The organism is Sphaerospermopsis kisseleviana CS-549 (assembly GCF_028329225.1).
In the GTDB taxonomy this organism is placed as follows: Bacteria; Cyanobacteriota; Cyanobacteriia; order Cyanobacteriales; family Nostocaceae; genus Sphaerospermopsis; species Sphaerospermopsis kisseleviana.
This window is the reverse complement of sequence record NZ_JAQMTI010000179.1, coordinates 12,370-29,944: the sequence shown is the minus strand read 5'-3', so window position 1 is coordinate 29,944 and position 17,575 is coordinate 12,370. Positions and strand designations below refer to the sequence as shown.

Genomic DNA, 17,575 nt, shown 5'->3' with positions numbered 1-17,575 from the left:
TCCCCAGTCCCCAGTCCCCAGTCCCCAGTCCCCAGTCCCCAGTCCCCTCCTTTTAAAATCCAGCTATAGGATCAGGTTGAGCTTTGAGGTAGTTGAGAAAATCGAGTAACTCTTCCTCACTCAGTAAAGAACGCCCCAGTTTACTGTAGGTTTTCTTGAGATGTTCTCTTCCCTGTTCTTTAGTCCAGCCCAAGCGTTCTATTTGGACATCGGTTTGGGCAATGACATCAGATAAATTAACTGGTTCGCTTTTTCTCTTGGTTTTGCCTATCCCTAAGCGCAAACCAGTATCTTCAACAGAAGAATAACTACGTGGAGTAAATGGGGTGACATTACTAGGAGGAATTTCTGGTAAAGGTTGAAGTTCAGGTTCGGGATTAGATACTAGATTCAGGTTAGGCGCTGAAGTATCAATTTTTTCTTCTGTGGGAGTAGTTTCAGAAAAACTTTGATCTATTTGATCTAAAGTTTGATCTAAAGTTTGATCTAAAGTTTGGTCTAAAGTTTGATCTAAAGTTTGGTTGTAGGTATCGTTTTTAGTGTTGTTAGTCAGTGACCATTGACCCCTGGCAACATCACCAGTGCTAGGGACAGATTCATGGAAAACTGTGGTAGTTTTTGGGGAAGGATTCACGGTTACAGGGGAAACAGGTTCTGGGGAAACAGAAACAGCAGCATTTTCCCTGGTTGTATTTGTGATTCCCAAAACCATAAGCGCTCGATTTCTAGCTTGGTCTTCAGCAGCTTCCACAGTGTCTGATCCCGCCATAGCAGTGGCACGGGTGACACCTTCAATTTGTAGACTGACTCGGACGATATATTTACCTTGAAAAATCTCTACTAATTCAGAAATAATACTTCCGTTAGGATACAATCTCTGGAACTGAGCCAACATCATATTTCCACCCATCTCAATCTGTTTTACTTTATTTGTACTTTGTAGATTTGTTTGATTTTATATAGATATTTAACTACTTGGTAATACGTCCTGATAGCGAAGCGTGGCGAAGCCATACGCCTGACTCCTTGAACTTCTGCCTCCTGCCTCCTGTACGGGCGAAGGATTCGGGCGAACAATTATTAATTTTTATCACAGGTTATTTTCCGAATGCTTCGCCCCTACTTCGCCCCTACGACTTTTTGCGCTATGATCATCAGTCAAGATTGTAGCAGCAACTAATTTGTGCATAATTCGCAGAAAATTTTAGTTACTGCTGACTGAATCAGGTGTCTTGCTTTCAATGCTATACTAATCACCCAACTAGATGTCTAGAAGTATTTTCTGGAAGTGCGCTCTAAATCTACAATAATAAAGATAAGGTTCGCCCTCATTGCTTGTTCAGCTGCTTACCTGATTGTTACCGATTCTACAGAGGGGAAAATTAGGTTAATCGGCTGTGTCTCCTAGTTAAAACTCAGATTCTCATGGTAGTACCTGTTGAAATCTAGACAATCAAACATCTGTTACTTGCCTTTTGTATCAGCTAGTGGAAATTGAAGAGTTCTCTAAACCAAATCTCTCAAAATTCCATTGCGTAATTATCAGGTGGAAATCGAGTATCAGGAGTGCTGTGTAAGATTGGTTAGGTGAAGAAGGTTGAACCCAAGTGAATTCTGGTCGTGCAGTGAGAATTCCGAGCAGAGCCTCGCTCTGAAAGGAACTTGTGCTGCCTTGTCTTATCTACGAGAGACCACTCTAGGGTAATTCGTTGGCAACAAGTGTCTGTTGGCTGTGAGGAGATACAGAGCTAACAACTGAACTCAAAATTTTACCTAAATATACTTAAATTTGCTCAAATTTAAGTAAACAAGGTTTTGAAAAAGGTAAATTAGTTCATCTAAAATACCTTTTAGGCGATAACCAAGCCGGAAAATCCTAAAATTCTAAGGTAGGGCAAGCTTTGTCCAAACCAAAAGCCTGTGGATTAAGTAAGTGCCGTCACTCTTAAGTAAAGCAGGAAGCTAACTGCAAGTCTTTAGGTAGATTTGAGTAAGTTTAGTAAAGCGGAAGAACCAGATTACACGAAAAATGATGTTTTGACCAAAGGTCGGTTCACTGCATGGAATTTTCAATCGCTACACTTCTTGCCAATTTTACTGATGATAAATTGGTAGCTCGGAAGGTTTTGGAAAAAAAACTGGGTTGTGAAGATGAAGATAGTTTGGAAAAACTTCACATTGCTTTGGAGGTGCTGGAAAAAATTGGACTGTTAGTCAAAGATCGGGGTAAGTATCGTCGTGTATCAGAAGAGGGGCTGATTGAAGCGAAACTCCGCTGTTCTAGTAAGGGGTTTTGTTTTGCAATTCAGGATGTGGAAGGCTCGGAGGATATTTATATCCGGGAAAGCCATCTCAGTAATGCCTGGAATGGCGATCGCGTTTTGGTGAGAGTTCTAAAAGAAGGTAGTCGTCGCCGTTCTCCTGAAGGTGAGGTAAAGTTGATTCTGGAGCGTTCTAATCACACTTTACTAGCACGGATTAAGCAAGTAGAAGGGGGTTTCCGTGCTGTACCTTTGGATGATCGTTTGCTGTTTGAATTGAAACTGCTCACCAATGGCATTAACTTAGACGCAGCTATCGACCACTTAGCTCATGTGGAAGTCTTGCGTTATCCCTTAGCTCAATATCCACCCCTGGGGCGGGTGGTACAAATTCTGGGTAGCGATGCTGAAGCCGCTGCTGATATAGACTTGGTAACGTGCAAACACGATTTATCTCGGACTTTTACAGAAAATGTCTTGGATGCAGCCGCGAAATTACCTAAAAAGCTGCTGAAAGCAGATTTAAAAGATCGCGTAGATTTACGGAATTTGTTTACTCTGACGATAGAAGGGGTAAACGGTGACGATAGAGTAGTAGAAAATGCTTTTAGCTTAGAGAAAAACCCCAGTCAACCCTGGCGGTTAATTGTTCATATTACTGATTTATCTCACTTTATTCAGGCTGACGAGATATTAGATAGAGAAGCACTCAAGCGGGGCAGGTCAGTGTATCTCGGAGATTTAATTTTGCCGATGTTACCTGATGCGGTAGGGGAACGTTGTTCATTGATACCGGACAGCGATCGCCTCGCACTCTCCTTTGTCATCACCATTGATCCCCAACTGGGAGAAGTGATTGAGTGGGAAATTCAACCGAGTGTGATTAATGTTGATACGGCTGTAAGCAAAGAGCAAGGGGAAGCAATACTCAATGGTGAATCAACAAAAGCATCTGTTGAAAGTACAGAGATATTACGTGATTTGGCAACTTTGGCGACAACAGTCAAACAAGCTCGCTTATCTCGCGGTAGCTTGCAGTTGAATCTACCACCTAGCCAAAATCCTTATCATGATGAAGGTAATATGGGGGCGGTAGTACCTCATGACTCATCAGTGCGATCGCTCATCACAGAGTTTGTACTGATGGTAAATGAACTAATGGCAGATCAACTCAGCGCCTTGGGAGTTCCTGCTATTTGGCGAGTTCAAGGTACACCTGATCCTGAAGATGTCCAGGAAATGCTGAAACTGGCAATTAATTTAGGTGTGGAATTAACACTTGATCCAGAATTGGAAATTCAACCCCTAGATTATCAGCAATTAACCGGTATTTTCGCTGAATCACCATCTGAGCAAGTTCTTACCTACCTGCTGCAAGATACTCTCAAACCTGCTATGTACAGCACCACCAAAGGATCTCACTTTGGTTTAGCACTGCCACAGTATCTTCACATAAGCTCACCCTTGCGGCGTTACCCAGATTTACTCATGCAAAGGGTATATCATGCCTTATTGGAATATGGGCGCGATCGCCGCAACACCCGTGTTAAAGAGCGTGTTAACCTGCGTCACTCCTCTTCTCATTTGGAAATTAACTGGAACGTTCTCCCACCAGAACTACAACAAGAACTACAAAGCGATTTAAATAGAGTCCTTGTCCAGATTAATGACCGAGAAAAAGAAGTTCAAGAAGCTGAAGCCGATTTAGCTGGACTACAAAAGGCCCAACTGATGAAACAGCGCATCGGTCAAGTTTTTCCCGGTGTAATTACAGGCGTTCAATCCTACGGTTTCTTTGTAGAAATCGAAGTCCCAGCTACAGAGTCAGAAATCGGCTCTCAACTAAGTACACCTTTGCGGGTAGAAGGATTAGTACACGTCAGTTCACTAAAAGATGATTGGTATGAATATCGGGCTAGACAACAAGCACTATTTGGGCGGAAAAATCGCGCTTCCTATAGATTAGGCGATCGCGTCTCCGTACAAGTCAAAAGTGTAGACTACTACCGTCAACAAATTGATTTAGTCACAGTTGGCGCTGATGGTATGGTCAAAGGTTCAGGAGTAAGTGTTGCTAATGAAGATGGCACAGATATTTACTTACCAAATCACATCAAATCTTTTGATTTAGATCCCTATAGTGAAGATGAATGAAGAGAAGTCAGAATTCAGCGGTCAGAATACCCCATGCCTGTTCGTCGTAGACGTGCCGTAGGCATAGTCAGGGGTAACACCTCGCGAAAATTTTTTCTTTTCTTCACGGATAAATCTGGGGGCTTTAAACCCCGATTCATCCACCAGTTGCACAGAATTCATTCTGACTCCTGACTCCTGACTCCTAAATTCTTCTTAGGTAAATTTTCTGGGTATTTTCGTGTCCAATAACAGTAAACCACTTATTTTAGGCGTATCAGGTGCATCCGGCCTGATTTACGCCATTCGCGCTCTTAAATTTCTTTTAGAAGCTGAGTATAAAATTGAACTGGTTGCATCTAAATCAACTTACATGGTTTGGCAAGCAGAGCAAAATATCCGAATGCCAGCAGATCCCCAAGCACAAGAGCAATTTTGGCGAACTCAAGCCGGAGTAACCCTATCTGGTCAACTACGCTGTCATCCTTGGAGTGATGTTGGTGCTGGTATTGCTAGTGGTTCGTTCAAAACTTTGGGGATGATCATTATCCCCTGTAGCATGAGTACAGTAGCTAAACTAGCAGTGGGTTTAAGTTCAGACTTACTAGAACGGGCAGCAGATGTACAGATCAAAGAAGGACGTAAACTGGTGATTGTTCCCAGAGAAACGCCTTTTAGCCTGATTCACCTGCGGAACTTAACCACCTTAGCAGAAACAGGAGTTAGAGTTGTTCCCGCCATTCCCGCCTGGTATCACAACCCCCAAACAGTTGAAGATTTAGTTGATTTTGTCGTAGCCCGTGCTTTAGATCAACTAGATATTGATTGTATTCCCATTCAACGCTGGGAAGGTCATATTTAAGGGGACTGGGGACTGGGGACTGGTGATTGGGGACTGGTGATTGGATAAAAATGACTAATGACTAATGACTAATGACTAATGACTAATAACTAATAACAAAAATGGCTGGAATTCGTGTAATTTTGTTGGTAGTGGTGCTGGGGGGACTAACACTATTGTTAGTTCAAAATTTTTCTCCTGCCCTCCCCTTAGTATTTTTGGGGATGCGAACTCAACCATTACCACTGGCTTTATGGATTTTATTTAGCATTGCTGCTGGTGGTGTAACATCTTTTTTAATTACCACCTTGTTTAAATTTACTACTTATTTTACTGAAAAAGCATCTTCATCTAGGTCAACGAGAACAGCACCGCGTGTTAAGACAAATCCCAGGGAAGAAACTATACCACCTCCCAGTAGCCCACGCAGGCCAGTTACAGAAACCGATTACACTACCAGTAATGAATTTGATGATTGGGAAACAGATCCTAATCAAGCTGATGATTGGGATTTTGCAGAACCAGCCGAGACACCAAGCCCGAAACCCTACCCAAATCAGCAAGCTCGGAAAAATGTATCTCAGTCTGATTCTGTTTACTCCTACAGTTCTCAATCACCGAAAAATACTGGTGTAGGAAAAACCGAATCAATTTATGATGCTGATTACCGAGTAATTATCCCTCCTTATCAACCCCCAACTACTGATCAAAGTGATGATGATTGGGGTTTTTTTGAAGATGAAGAGGAAGATTTTGATGATAATAATGAACGTCCTCGCTAGTAAGTTTATGACACAGAAATTTGTGATTCGGTCTGCTTTAAGCTAAACTGCTTTCTTGATTCTCTTGACTCCTGTTTTATTTGACCCATCATTGCTGCTTCAATTAAAAAAAATTAACATGAAAAATTGGATTCTTGTTAGATAATGACGGCTATTGAAATTATCTATGATTCAACCAGGATAACAACAATGGATGAAGAACAACGCCGTGCTTATTGGCGTGCTAACACTGATTTAATCAGAAATCTGTTAATTATTTGGGCTTTAGCTTCCATAGTTTTCAGCATTTTATTAGTTCAACCATTAAACACAATCAAGTTTTTTGGTGTTCCTTTTGGTTTTTGGATGGCACAACAAGGATCAATTTTGATTTTTGTAGTTTTGATTTTTACCTACGCTTTCCAAATGGATAAATTAGACCGAAAATATAATATCAAAAAATAAGGACAAATTCTCAAGGTGCGATCGCGGGAATGTTGGCAGGTTTAATTTTCACTAGCATCTATATTATTGGGGTGAAATTTGCCGGAATGACACCTTGGTTTTTTGGCGTTTCTGCTGAAGGGATCGGCACTTTAGGAATGGTCATTAATTTTATTGTCACCTTGATAGTTTCCCGTTTTACTCCTCCACCTCCTGAAGATATTCAAGCTTTAGTGGAAGATTTACGCACTCCTAGTTTTGAAGAATAGTAATTGGGGACTGGGAATATTTATCTTTCTTCTAACTCCTGACTCCTTGATCTCCTGACTCCTATTCTTTTTACCTTCCCAAATCTTCAATATTTTTCATTACTTGTTGATACAATTCTTTGTTACCTTCTCGATCAAAAATAGCTGCTGCCCGTTGTAAATCTTGTAATGCACTGCGTTTATCTCCAGCAGCAGCAAAAGCATTTCCTCGGTTATTAAACCCAGGACCAAAATTAGGATTTAAACGAATGGCTTGATTGTAATCTGCGATCGCTTTTTGTGGATCTCCCAGGGCAGCGTAAGCATTTCCGCGGTTATTATAGGCAACAGAATAATTTTCATCTATTCTAATTGCTTCAGTATAATCTTCTATCGCCCCATTTCTATCACCTATGGCTGCACGGGCATTACCGCGATTATTGAAAGCTTCGGCATAATTTGGAGCTAAACGAATCGCTTCATTATAATCAGAAATAGCTGCTTGCTGATCTCCCAAAGATGCAAAAGCATTACCACGATTATTATAGGTTTCTGCATCATTAGGATTAAGACGTAATGCTTGATTATAATCAGTGATCGCACCTTCTTTATTACCAATATCAAAATATGCTAAACCCCGACTTTTAAACGCAGGTGCATATTGAGAATTAAGACTAATTGAACGACTATAAGCAGCAATAGCCGCTTCAGAATTACCTTTAGCGTGCTGATTTTGTCCCTGAATATAAAACTCTCCTGCTTTGGATGTTCTAGGTGTCAGTCGGTTCGGAGGACTAACCCCTATTTCTGTTACTAAAACATCCTGATTTTGATTGCAAGAAATGCATAAAATTCCACTGCAAACAGTAATCACTGTTATTTTTAATATTCTACCTAGCACTTGTCTATTATATGTCAATAACTGCCATTTCATAAGTTCTTATCAATCACTTGCATACCCGGAAAAAATTGTTACCAAAATCTAATAGAAACTAATAGATTCCATGAATTACTTTTTCAAAATTTAACCAGTAATTGGAAAATTTAATGTATAAATAATTCTATTTCAGCTTTTATAAAATGTTGATTAAGATACATTTACGTAAATATAAATAATTAAAACCCCGACTTATTAAATAAGTCAGGGTTCTGTGAGTTCAAAATATAATAAATTCTGGCTTTTGCATTCCATTAATCATTTTTAACATCTTCTTCCTGAGATTTAGTAATTAACCGCCAAACAGAAGTTTTTTCAATATCTACATCTAATTGTTCTAAATTTCTGCCTAATTCTTTTTGTAATTTCTCAGTTAAAGTAATGGTAAAATCCAAATCAATATCTTCATTTTCTACTAATCTCACCAACTCCGTAAATTTCACCTTAACAGATTTCCGTTCATAACCACTGAGTTGATAATATTCAGTTTCCGATACATTTTGAATTTGCATCGCTTTTTTTAATCTTTCTTGTAAATAATCAAATTCAGAATTAATCAGTTTTTTTTGCTGTTCCACTTCTGTATATTTTTGGGAAAGTACAGATAAATCTTCCGTTTCTGGTTTTGTAATAACTTGAGACTGTAAAGCTAATAATTTTGAATGTACTTGAGCCAGATAAATACAATCAAAATAAGCATATTCTAATTGCTCATCGCTTAAAGGTCTTATACCCCAATCGCTACCTTGTTCCTGTTTATCAATACCATAAAAATTACACAACACATTACCTAAAGTTTTCAGTTGATAATTAGGCAATGGTAGAATATGATATGGTATGGACTTAGCCATTTCTAAAGTACAAGTGATATTTTTGGCTTTTTTATTGCCTAAAAGTTTCAAGTCATAACTTGCATTGTGAAAAACCTTTTCAATAGATTCATTCATCATGATTTGCTCAATAAAAGCAGCAATCACATCAGACTTATTTAAAACATCCAAAATATAAACACTGTCACCAGTCATATCTTGAGGATGATCCAATATTTGAATCAGGGATAATCGAGGATTACGACTTTTATAATCAGCCACTTCTGTATCTATCCAAAGAGTTTTAGATTTGGTGTATTTAGCAATTTGAGAACGGATTTCCGCAGCAGTAGTAAGATAAGGCATTGGTAGATGTAGAGCAGTTTAACTTAGTTATAATTAGTTATATTTTGATAAATTAACATTTTGTGACTAATGTTGCCGTAAGTATTCAGCTATCAGTAATCAGTAAATGACTACGCCACGCTACGCTAACAGCTTTTGTCTTGAGTAAGACTGAGTTAGTAAAAAGATGCATAGTTTTGTTAACTTATATCAGTGTTCATGAGAGTAGATTATAGCCTATTACTGATACTTTTCAGTTTCTGGCTGACGGCTGAATGCTGACATTTTGCCCTTACTTACTGCCCGATAATTATGCTAAGTTTTAATAAAAATTCTTGCTAATCTGCAAAAATCCTGACAAACAAACTCAAATTTATGAAATCATCTATTAATCGTCAATGGCGTTTAGCATCTCGTCCTGTGGGTGACATCAAAGTAAGTGACTTTGAGTATCGTCAAGAACCCATTCCCACACCAAAAGCAGGCGAAATACTGATCCGCAATATCTATCTTTCCTTAGATCCTACCCATCGCATTTGGATGAGCGATCGCCCCCAGTATATGCCACCTGTGGAAATTGGGGAAGTCATGCGTGGTTTAGTTCTGGGTATAGTGGAAGAATCTAAAAATCCCAACTTTCAACGGGGGGATCTCGTTTCTGGACTGTTAGGATGGCAAGATTACGCTTTAATTACTACTGGAAATCTTCCTTACATCACCAAAATTCCCCAACCCTTAACAGTTCCCCTCACTGCTTTTATGGCAGTTCTTAGCTTTATTGGTTGCACCGCTTATTTTGGACTTTTAGATATAGGAAAACCTCAAGCAGGAGAAACTTTGGTAGTCTCAGCGGCCTCTGGTGCTGTAGGTTCATTAGTCGGACAAATAGGGAAAATTAAAGGTTGTCGTGTAGTGGGGATCACCAGTTCCGATGAAAAATGTCGCTATTTATTAGAAGAACTGGGTTTTGATGCTGCAATAAATTATAAAACCGCAGATTTAAGTCCCGCTTTAGCTGCATCTTGTCCCAATGGAATTGATATCTATTTTGAAAACGTTGGTGGGGAAATTCTGGACGCTGTTTTAACACAAGTGAATTTAAATGCCCGCATTCCTCTTTGTGGTTTGATTTCTACTTATAATACTGAAGAACCTTTACCTGGACCTTATAATTTCAGTCAGATTTTAATGAAGCGGGTGTTAATAAAAGGTTTCATTGTCACTGATTATGTGAGTCAATGGGATCTTGCTTTTAGGGAGATGGGACAATGGATACAACAGGGAAAACTTAAATATCAGCAAGAAATTGTCCAGGGTTTGGAAAATGCACCTACAGCTATTCTCAAACTTTTTAATAGTGAAAAAATGGGTAAATTAATTGTGCAGATTTCTGAACAGCCCTAATCTGAGATTATTCATTAAAAAGGCTCAAGTATTACTATTTTGTCATACCTGAGCCTTTAATTAATTCAATTAATTTGCTAAAACTATTGCATTAGCAAAAATGCTTGATTTTATAACTTAGTAGCGATTGCGATTATAACCACCACCACCACTGCGATTACCACCACCTCTATCTTCCTTGGGTTTAGCTTTGTTAACTTTTAAATCTCTTCCCATCCACTCAGCACCATCAAGGGCATCAATAGCAGATGTTTCTTCTTCATCTGTACTCATTTCCACAAACCCAAAACCGCGCAGTCTTCCTGTTTCACGATCTGTAGGTAGTTGAACGCGCTTTACAGAACCGTATTCTGCAAAAACCGCAGTTAGAGTATCTTGGGTAACTTCATAAGAGAGGTTGCCTACATAAATTGACATAGATTTTCTCCAAAATCATAAAAGTGTAGAGATTTAGATTTCGGAGAAAAGTCTGTAAGTACCAAAAGGAAAAAACCTATCAATATTAAAAACAAACGCCGTCGCCGAATTACTTCTCACCTCCCATCATGGCACGGAAATTAACTTTCGGAGAGGAAGTAACCAAAACTGTTATATATCGTTACGTGAACAATTAAAATCTAAGTAACTTTATCGGTTCAAGCTGATTACATTAACGCCTAATCCGGTAACGCTTATATAAAATTCTTTATTTTTATTGGTTATTGTGTCCTTTGTTGATTGCGTTATTTATTTTTTGTTGAAGAGAAGCGATAATTTCATTACTTAATTCTTCTTCTGGTTCTACAACTTCACGTTCAGCTAAAACTGATTGAATTTGACCTTCAGAGGCTTTTCCTAGTCTTTGTAGTAGTGTTTGAAAACTTTGTTCCTGTTCATTTATTTCCTTTTCTGGTGTTGCTTGAATAAAATCTGTGGATACAACTTGGCGGGTTAAAGCATAAACTATATATTGATTTAATGAAATACCTTCAGTTTCAGCTAATTTGATTAAATGTTGGTGTAATGTAGCTGGTAATCTCAATGTTAATTGACTGATCATTATCCCACTAAATCAAAACCTATCAATATCTATATTCAATTCACCACTATGATATTTACGGTGACACTCTGGGCAGAAAGTGATCATATTTTGCAGGTCAGCCTCTCCTCCTTCACTGTAAGGAATCAGATGATGTCCATGCGCTTGTTGTGTTATTTTTCCACAAACCATACACTGGTATCCATCAACTTCTTTTACTTCCTTTTGCACTTTTCTATGTTCGTAAGATCTTTTTTTTCCCATTTCGATGTTCCTGATAACTTATCAATCAAAAATTATTTCCTCCCCTATTCTAGATGTTTTCAATTATTTATTTTTAATTGACAGAACAGGAGAGGATGAAATTTAATTCATAACATATAACTAAAAGTAATTATTCATTACTGTCACTTGAATCCAGTAATTTCGATTCCTTAGCAGGAAGAGATTTCATATTACCTTCAACTATTGTACCTCTTGCTTCAGGAGCAATTTGCTTTTTTAGTTTTTTAATTCCACTCGCAAGCTGTTCTTGTTCCGTTTCTGTTAACATATCAATTCTGACATTAATCGCTCTATTTCTATCTGATTTATTGGACATGGTTAACACCTTGATTGAGTGGATACAAAATACAAAACTACATGACACTATATTCTAGAAATTAGACATTGTTACTGTGCCGTTTGGTGTTTCTTGCTTAGTAACTACTTCTGCGATGCCAGCTTCATCCATGTGAGTAATAATTAAGTTGGGAGTTTGGTTAATTCTGGGAATTTTATCCTCATCTAGACTTATGGACATCACAGATACTTCTCCTTTTTGATTTTTGATAACAACGTGGTAGCCTGTATCTGTAGGCCATAAATTCAGCACCTCTTCTCCTTCTTTAAGAATTTTGATTTCTGGTGGATAGATATGATTAGCTGACATAGGTATCTTCTCCATTTCGTAAATATCAAGTCATACTACAATTTTAATATGGAAATCCTCAAACAGACTGTGTGCTTCATGCAATAGGTATTCTTCTGTGTGTAAGTGCTTAATTGTGACAATTATGATTTTAGATTCAGTGTAAGTTTTTGCAATCAGTCGTTATACATAAAATGAATTATTTTTTTAATACAAATTTTCATAAAAATTAACTCAGTATGAGTTAGTTGAAAATGTAAGTGCCAGTAGTTTACATCCCCCACAATTCATTTTTCCCTCCTCCCCCTCTATTTCCCTATAGCAGTAATAGAATAAAAACGATATCCTTGTAAAGCCTACCAAGAGCAAAAGGTAGCTATTAAGTAGCAGATTTGACAGACTTAGAACACCAAAACTCTGTATCCAGAAGAGATTACTGAAAAGCAAAGTAAAATTTTTTATGGTTTCCCAAATTCGGTTTTTAATGTGCGCTCCCGACCACTACGATGTAGACTATGTAATTAATCCGTGGATGGAAGGGAATATTCACAAATCATCACGCGATCGCGCTGTAGAACAGTGGAATAAATTATACAATGTTATCAAAGATCATGCCATTGTCGATTTAGTGACACCCCAAAAAGGTTGGCCAGATATGGTATTCAGTGCCAATGCTGGTTTAGTTCTTGGTGAAAATGTGGTTCTCAGCCGTTTTTTACATAAAGAACGCCAAGGAGAAGAACCGTATTTTCAACAGTGGTTTGAAAATAATAGTTTTAAGGTTTACACACTTCCTAAAGACTTACCCTTTGAAGGTGCTGGTGACGCGCTTTTAGACAGGGAAGGGCGCTGGTTATGGGCGGGGTATGGTTTCCGTTCTGAGTTAGATTCTCACCCCTATTTGGCTAAATGGCTAGATATTGAGGTGATTTCTCTGCGGTTGATGGATGAAAGATTTTATCATCTTGATACCTGTTTCTGTCCCCTAGCTAATGGGTATTTGCTGTATTACCCCGGTGCGTTTGACTCCTACTCTAACCGGGTGATAGAAATGCGCGTTGCACCAGAAAAACGTATTGCCATTGCAGAAGCTGATGCAGTTAACTTTGCTTGTAATGCGGTGAACATCGAAAGCATCGTGATTATGAACAAAGCCAGTGATAGTTTAAAATCACGGTTAGCGGAAGTTGGTTTTCAAGTGATTGAAACCCCTTTAACTGAATTTCTCAAAGCTGGTGGTGCGGCTAAATGCTTAACTTTACGAGTAACTGAACCTGTACGGGAAGAAGTACACGCTACAACTCAAGTCGAAAGTCGGATAATTCGTTTAGAAGGTCATTTATTAGATGCGGGTTTAATTAACCGCGCTTTAGATTTGATCGTAGACATGGGGGGGAGTTTCCAAGTTCTCAAGTTCAACTTGGGAGAACAACGTCAAAGCACCTCAGCAGCAGAAGTCAGGGTTTCTGCACCATCCCATGAGGTGATGGAAGAGATTATATCCCAGTTGATTGATTTGGGTGCGGTTGACTTACCCCAAGATGAAAGAGATGCAAAACTCGAACCAGTTTTACAAGCGGGTGTTGCTCCTGATGATTTCTATGTCAGTACGATTTATCCTACCGAAGTAAGGGTAAATGGACAATGGCTGAAAGTAGAAAATCAACGCATGGATGGGGCGATCGCTATTTCTAGTACAGCCAATAGGTTAGTTGCTAGATGTAAAATTTTGCGTGATCTAGAAATTGGTGAACAGGTAGTAGTTGACGTTCAAGGTATCCGCACCATCCGCAAAACCGAATCCCGCGAACAACGTAACGCCCAGGAATTTAGCTTTATGTCTTCTGGTGTGTCCAGTGAAAGACGGGTAGAATTAGTGGTGGAACAAGTAGCCTGGGAATTACGTAAAATTCGGGATGCTGGCGGTAAAGTAGTTGTCACTGCTGGTCCAGTGGTAATTCATACGGGCGGCGGAGAACATCTTTCTAGATTGATTCGTGAAGGTTATGTTCAAGGACTGTTAGGGGGAAATGCGATCGCAGTTCATGACATCGAACAAAATATGATGGGAACATCTCTCGGTGTGGATATGAAACGCGGTGTAGCTGTACGTGGTGGACATCGACATCATTTAAAGGTAATTAACGCCATTCGCCGTTTTGGTAGCATCACTAAAGCGGTAGATGCTGGGGTAATTACTAGCGGTGTGATGTATGAATGTGTGAAAAATGACGTTCCCTTTGTGTTAGCTGGTTCAATTCGGGATGATGGACCCCTACCGGATACGCAAATGAACTTGATTTTAGCACAACAGGAATATGCTCAAATCATTCAAGGTGCGGAAATGATTTTGATGCTGTCTTCTATGCTGCATTCCATCGGTGTAGGAAATATGACACCAGCAGGGGTGAAGATGGTATGTGTGGATATTAACCCTGCGGTGGTGACAAAATTGAGCGATCGCGGTTCAATTGAGTCTGTAGGTGTGGTTACGGATGTGGGTTTGTTTCTGAGTTTGTTAATTCAACAGTTGGATAAGTTGACGAGTCCTTATGTTGCTAATGTAGGTTAAGAATTTTCTCACGCAAAGGCGCAAAGACGCAAAGGTTTTTTCTGTGCGTTTTTGTGTCTTTGTTTTTTCACGCAGAGGCGCAGAGAACGCAGAGAGTTATAATATAAAGAAAACTAAGAAAAAACATAATTAACTCAAAATTAGCTTGTGAAAACATGGAAGCTGAAAAAAATAACTATGGAAAAAAACCAATAATTGATTCTAACCAATCTTACACTTTTGCTGATTACTGCAATCCTTTAAATAGTATGAGTGAAACCCTGGCTGATATTTCCATACCTCCACAGTTTCCTGATCATACTCAACTACCGGAGTCTGATGGTACATTCGTGAAGAACTTTCAAGAACATCCCCAAAGCATAATCATCACAGATTCAATTATTCAAACTTTACAAAAGTTACATCCCGATGGACAATTTTGTATAGGTCAAGATTGCGGGATTTATTGGCGAGAAACAGAACCACCGGAAAAGGGAACAGTAGCACCAGATTGGTTTTATGTCCCTGATGTTCCACCCAGACTAGATGGTAAAACCCGCCGTTCTTATGTTCTGTGGCGGGAATATATTCCCCCTTTAATTGTCATAGAATTAGCCAGTGGTAATGGTGAAGAAGAACGAGATAAAACACCTTTAGCGGGTTTACAACCAGGTGAAAAACCTGGTAAATTTTGGGTTTATGAACGCATTATCCGCGCTCCCTACTATGCCATTTATGAAGTTAATAGTGGCAATTTAGAAGTTTATCATTTGGTAGATTTTTCTTACCACAAAATGCAACCTAATGAACGGGGACATTATCCAATTCTGCCATTAGGTGTAGAATTAGGATTATGGCAAGGAAGTTACTTAAATAATCCCGATCAAGTTTGGTTGCGTTGGTGGGATAATCAGGGTAATTTATTATTGGTCGGTAAGGAAGAAGCACAGTTAGAAAGATTGAGAACTGAACAACAACAACAAAGAGCAGAACAACAACAACAAAGAGCAGAACAAGCAGAAATTAAAGCTGCAAAATTAGCTGAACGTTTACGAGCAATGGGGATAGATCCAGATGATGATCTATAATTAGTAATCAAGTGATAAGATACCCGACTTCTATTATTAATTTTGGCTAAAATCAGAAATTGATCTAAGAAGTCGGGGATCTAGTTAATCACAAATAAACGAACCACAGAGGACACAGAGGACGCAGAGAAAAAATGCAAAGGGTTATTTTATCAAGAGATTTACAGATTAAAAAAATTAATTGGGTGAGTTTTTTTGCTGATTTCCTGTTAGTAGGAATGGTGTTTGGTCCCCCTATTGCACCTTTTCTTGCTGCGTCTGGTGTGTTTGTACTTCCAGGTATTGCGGATATTATTTATTTTATGGGTAATCATGTCTGTCCTCAACCTACTATGGGTTTAGAGTTAGCACCACCTCACATTATGGCGGTGTGTATGCGGTGTTATGGCACGGTTACAGGGTTGTTAATTACTCGTATTTTGTATATCTTTACCCAGGGAAAAAACCGTTTCTGGTTACATCAATATGGTTGGATCGGTGCTGCTTTTGCTAGTGTGTTAATGATGGCTTATCCTTTGGAGTTAGCAGCGCAAGTTTTTAGTTTGTGGGATTTTAACAATTATATTGTTACTCCTTTTGGTTTAATTACTGGTTTAGCTTGGGGGTTGTTTGCTATGCCAATTTTACACAGGCACACAAAAAGGTAAACCACCTAGAGTAAACCTACCACTGCCACGACCATCGTCTACAATGTTCGTTAACATTTTTTATTCCTTTGATGAAAATAATGTGATTTAGTTCACGCACCTTGGATAACTAGTAATTTGATTAATACATGATTTGAAGATAGAGGAAAGGCGTTTTTGTTGTTGTTCTTAGTAATCAATCATCACTCAAATGCTAATTCATTAGTCCAATCTTTCCTGAGCAAAAAGAATTTTTACTCTCTCAGGATATAACCTATATATGCAATTACTGTGCAAGATTTGTGCAGAATTTGTGCAGATCAACTTTTCTAGAAAGTTGTATGATGATGGTGAGTTTATTCTTTTCTAACAATGCATTTAATAAATGAAACCTGTGAGATATAAAAATCTGGTAGAGACAGTTTATCAATCGCCTCTACATTTAACAGATTAACAACAAATTCCCTATAATTTTGTATCAATTGTATCAGTTGAGACGATATCCCAAACCATGAACAGTTTCAATCAAAGTTTCCGGCGCACCTAAAGCTCTTAATTTCTGTCGAATACTTTTAATATGTGACCTTACTGTTTCCTCCACTGGAGAGTCATCAACAGACCAAACCTGCTCAATGATGCTAGAACGACTCAATACCCTTCTACCATTAGCAACCAGCAATTCTAAAATTGCATACTCTTTAGGAGTCAAGGACATAAGATGACCATCATAGGTAGTCTCGTAAGTGCTGGGATTTAAAGTTAACTTTCCCCAAGATAAACTGACTGTACTGGCAGCACTACCACGTCTGAGTAAAGCACGTATCCGAGCCATTAATTCTTCTAAGTCAAAGGGCTTTGCTACATAATCATCTGCGCCGGCATCTAAACCAGCAACCTTATCGGCTACGGTATCACGGGCAGTTAGCATTAATACGGGTGCTGCTGAATTACGATGTGCTGGACTGTTGGTGCTAGTGGTGCGTAAGCGGTGACAAAATCTGATGCCATCTAACTTTGGTAAAGTGACATCCAGCACCACTAAATCATACTTCATTGACTCTGCTGCGTGCCAAGCTGCTTCTCCGTCTTGAGCAACATCGACTATATACTTTCGTCTGGTTAAAGCTTCTATTAGTGCTTCTGCCAGTTGAATATCGTCCTCAACTATTAAAATTCGCATAATTTATTCCTTATTCCAC

General features: G+C 38.8%; 17 protein-coding genes and 1 pseudogene. 9 read left to right on the top strand and 9 right to left on the bottom strand.

The genetic code is table 11. The annotated features are described in order from the left end of the window. Positions 1-52: 52 nt before the first annotated feature. The gene (locus PN497_RS15130; protein WP_096572545.1) at positions 53-895 is read right to left on the bottom strand and encodes a hypothetical protein; all 843 of its coding nucleotides are present in this window, start codon (positions 893-895) and stop codon (positions 53-55) included. Between the two features lie 1,165 nt (positions 896-2,060). Here PN497_RS15130 and PN497_RS15125 point away from each other — a divergent pair. From PN497_RS15125 to PN497_RS15105, 5 genes and pseudogenes are all read left to right on the top strand, one after another. Next, a complete protein-coding gene (locus tag PN497_RS15125) occupies positions 2,061-4,415 on the top strand; it encodes a ribonuclease R family protein (RefSeq protein ID WP_096565353.1) in 2,355 nt (784 codons plus the stop codon). Between the two features lie 220 nt (positions 4,416-4,635). Continuing rightward, entirely contained in the window at positions 4,636-5,256 is a 621-nt protein-coding gene (locus PN497_RS15120) for a flavin prenyltransferase UbiX (protein ID WP_096565351.1), read from the top strand. Between the two features lie 101 nt (positions 5,257-5,357). Further along, on the top strand, positions 5,358-6,017 hold the full coding sequence (locus tag PN497_RS15115) for a hypothetical protein (protein WP_096565349.1): 660 nt from the start codon (positions 5,358-5,360) through the stop codon (positions 6,015-6,017). A 189-nt stretch (positions 6,018-6,206) separates the two neighbouring features. Continuing rightward, positions 6,207-6,461: a DUF4212 domain-containing protein gene (locus PN497_RS15110; RefSeq protein WP_096565347.1), complete on the top strand. Its 255-nt coding sequence runs from the start codon at positions 6,207-6,209 to the stop codon at positions 6,459-6,461. Then, a pseudogene (locus tag PN497_RS15105) lies at positions 6,461-6,709 on the top strand (cation acetate symporter); the annotation flags it as partial. The gene PN497_RS15110 and the pseudogene PN497_RS15105, both read left to right, overlap by 1 nt. A 70-nt stretch (positions 6,710-6,779) precedes the next feature. Here PN497_RS15105 and PN497_RS15100 read toward each other — a convergent pair. Beyond that, entirely contained in the window at positions 6,780-7,622 is an 843-nt protein-coding gene (locus tag PN497_RS15100; RefSeq protein WP_096565345.1) for a tetratricopeptide repeat protein, read from the bottom strand. 257 nt (positions 7,623-7,879) lie between these two features. Continuing rightward, positions 7,880-8,800 (bottom strand): ribonuclease D, encoded by a 921-nt coding sequence (locus tag PN497_RS15095; protein WP_096565343.1) that lies wholly within the window; start codon positions 8,798-8,800, stop codon positions 7,880-7,882. 354 nt (positions 8,801-9,154) lie between these two features. Here PN497_RS15095 and PN497_RS15090 point away from each other — a divergent pair, with 354 nt between their 5' ends. Beyond that, a complete protein-coding gene (locus PN497_RS15090; protein ID WP_096565341.1) occupies positions 9,155-10,183 on the top strand; it encodes an NADP-dependent oxidoreductase in 1,029 nt (342 codons plus the stop codon). Positions 10,184-10,300: 117 nt separating this feature from the next. Here PN497_RS15090 and PN497_RS15085 read toward each other — a convergent pair whose 3' ends face one another. The 5 genes from PN497_RS15085 to PN497_RS15065 form a co-directional block, all read right to left on the bottom strand. After that, positions 10,301-10,600 (bottom strand): RNA recognition motif domain-containing protein, encoded by a 300-nt coding sequence (locus PN497_RS15085; protein WP_096565339.1) that lies wholly within the window; start codon positions 10,598-10,600, stop codon positions 10,301-10,303. A 274-nt stretch (positions 10,601-10,874) separates the two neighbouring features. Continuing rightward, the gene (locus tag PN497_RS15080) at positions 10,875-11,222 is read right to left on the bottom strand and encodes a toxin-antitoxin system HicB family antitoxin (protein ID WP_272110566.1); all 348 of its coding nucleotides are present in this window, start codon (positions 11,220-11,222) and stop codon (positions 10,875-10,877) included. A 12-nt stretch (positions 11,223-11,234) separates the two neighbouring features. Next, positions 11,235-11,465, bottom strand: coding sequence for an HNH endonuclease signature motif containing protein (locus PN497_RS15075; RefSeq protein WP_190648942.1), 231 nt, complete (start codon positions 11,463-11,465; stop codon positions 11,235-11,237). 130 nt (positions 11,466-11,595) lie between these two features. Next, on the bottom strand, positions 11,596-11,802 hold the full coding sequence (locus PN497_RS15070) for a hypothetical protein (protein WP_096565335.1): 207 nt from the start codon (positions 11,800-11,802) through the stop codon (positions 11,596-11,598). A 54-nt stretch (positions 11,803-11,856) separates the two neighbouring features. Next, entirely contained in the window at positions 11,857-12,132 is a 276-nt protein-coding gene (locus PN497_RS15065; RefSeq protein WP_096565334.1) for a hypothetical protein, read from the bottom strand. A gap of 439 nt (positions 12,133-12,571) precedes the next feature. Between PN497_RS15065 and argZ the strand changes: the two genes are divergently transcribed. From argZ to PN497_RS15050, 3 genes are all read left to right on the top strand, one after another. Then, positions 12,572-14,683 carry a bifunctional arginine dihydrolase/ornithine cyclodeaminase gene (gene argZ / locus PN497_RS15060; RefSeq protein ID WP_096565332.1) on the top strand — a complete coding sequence of 704 codons (2,112 nt, stop codon included), beginning with the start codon at positions 12,572-12,574 and terminating at the stop codon, positions 14,681-14,683. Positions 14,684-14,931: 248 nt separating this feature from the next. Further along, positions 14,932-15,750: a Uma2 family endonuclease gene (locus PN497_RS15055; RefSeq protein ID WP_096572543.1), complete on the top strand. Its 819-nt coding sequence runs from the start codon at positions 14,932-14,934 to the stop codon at positions 15,748-15,750. A gap of 134 nt (positions 15,751-15,884) precedes the next feature. Then, complete coding sequence (locus PN497_RS15050) at positions 15,885-16,397, top strand: DUF2085 domain-containing protein (protein ID WP_096565330.1); 513 nt, start codon at positions 15,885-15,887, stop codon at positions 16,395-16,397. Between the two features lie 466 nt (positions 16,398-16,863). On the opposite strand, the gene PN497_RS15045 is transcribed toward PN497_RS15050, so the two are convergent. Next, positions 16,864-17,556, bottom strand: a complete 693-nt coding sequence (locus tag PN497_RS15045) for a response regulator transcription factor (protein ID WP_096565328.1) — start codon at positions 17,554-17,556, stop codon at positions 16,864-16,866. Positions 17,557-17,575: the final 19 nt, after the last annotated feature.

Coding starts and splice junctions, on each gene's coding strand:
- PN497_RS15095 (WP_096565343.1), bottom strand. CDS start 8,800: ATGCCTTATCTTACTACTGCTGCGGAAATCCGTTCTCAAATTGCTAAA.
- PN497_RS15050 (WP_096565330.1), top strand. CDS start 15,885: ATGCAAAGGGTTATTTTATCAAGAGATTTACAGATTAAAAAAATTAAT.
- PN497_RS15090 (WP_096565341.1), top strand. CDS start 9,155: ATGAAATCATCTATTAATCGTCAATGGCGTTTAGCATCTCGTCCTGTG.
- PN497_RS15085 (WP_096565339.1), bottom strand. CDS start 10,600: ATGTCAATTTATGTAGGCAACCTCTCTTATGAAGTTACCCAAGATACT.
- PN497_RS15045 (WP_096565328.1), bottom strand. CDS start 17,556: ATGCGAATTTTAATAGTTGAGGACGATATTCAACTGGCAGAAGCACTA.
- PN497_RS15125 (WP_096565353.1), top strand. CDS start 2,061: ATGGAATTTTCAATCGCTACACTTCTTGCCAATTTTACTGATGATAAA.
- PN497_RS15115 (WP_096565349.1), top strand. CDS start 5,358: ATGGCTGGAATTCGTGTAATTTTGTTGGTAGTGGTGCTGGGGGGACTA.
- PN497_RS15055 (WP_096572543.1), top strand. CDS start 14,932: ATGAGTGAAACCCTGGCTGATATTTCCATACCTCCACAGTTTCCTGAT.
- PN497_RS15070 (WP_096565335.1), bottom strand. CDS start 11,802: ATGTCCAATAAATCAGATAGAAATAGAGCGATTAATGTCAGAATTGAT.
- PN497_RS15065 (WP_096565334.1), bottom strand. CDS start 12,132: ATGTCAGCTAATCATATCTATCCACCAGAAATCAAAATTCTTAAAGAA.
- PN497_RS15100 (WP_096565345.1), bottom strand. CDS start 7,622: ATGAAATGGCAGTTATTGACATATAATAGACAAGTGCTAGGTAGAATA.
- PN497_RS15080 (WP_272110566.1), bottom strand. CDS start 11,222: ATGATCAGTCAATTAACATTGAGATTACCAGCTACATTACACCAACAT.
- PN497_RS15130 (WP_096572545.1), bottom strand. CDS start 895: ATGTTGGCTCAGTTCCAGAGATTGTATCCTAACGGAAGTATTATTTCT.
- PN497_RS15110 (WP_096565347.1), top strand. CDS start 6,207: ATGGATGAAGAACAACGCCGTGCTTATTGGCGTGCTAACACTGATTTA.
- argZ (WP_096565332.1), top strand. CDS start 12,572: ATGGTTTCCCAAATTCGGTTTTTAATGTGCGCTCCCGACCACTACGAT.
- PN497_RS15075 (WP_190648942.1), bottom strand. CDS start 11,465: ATGGGAAAAAAAAGATCTTACGAACATAGAAAAGTGCAAAAGGAAGTA.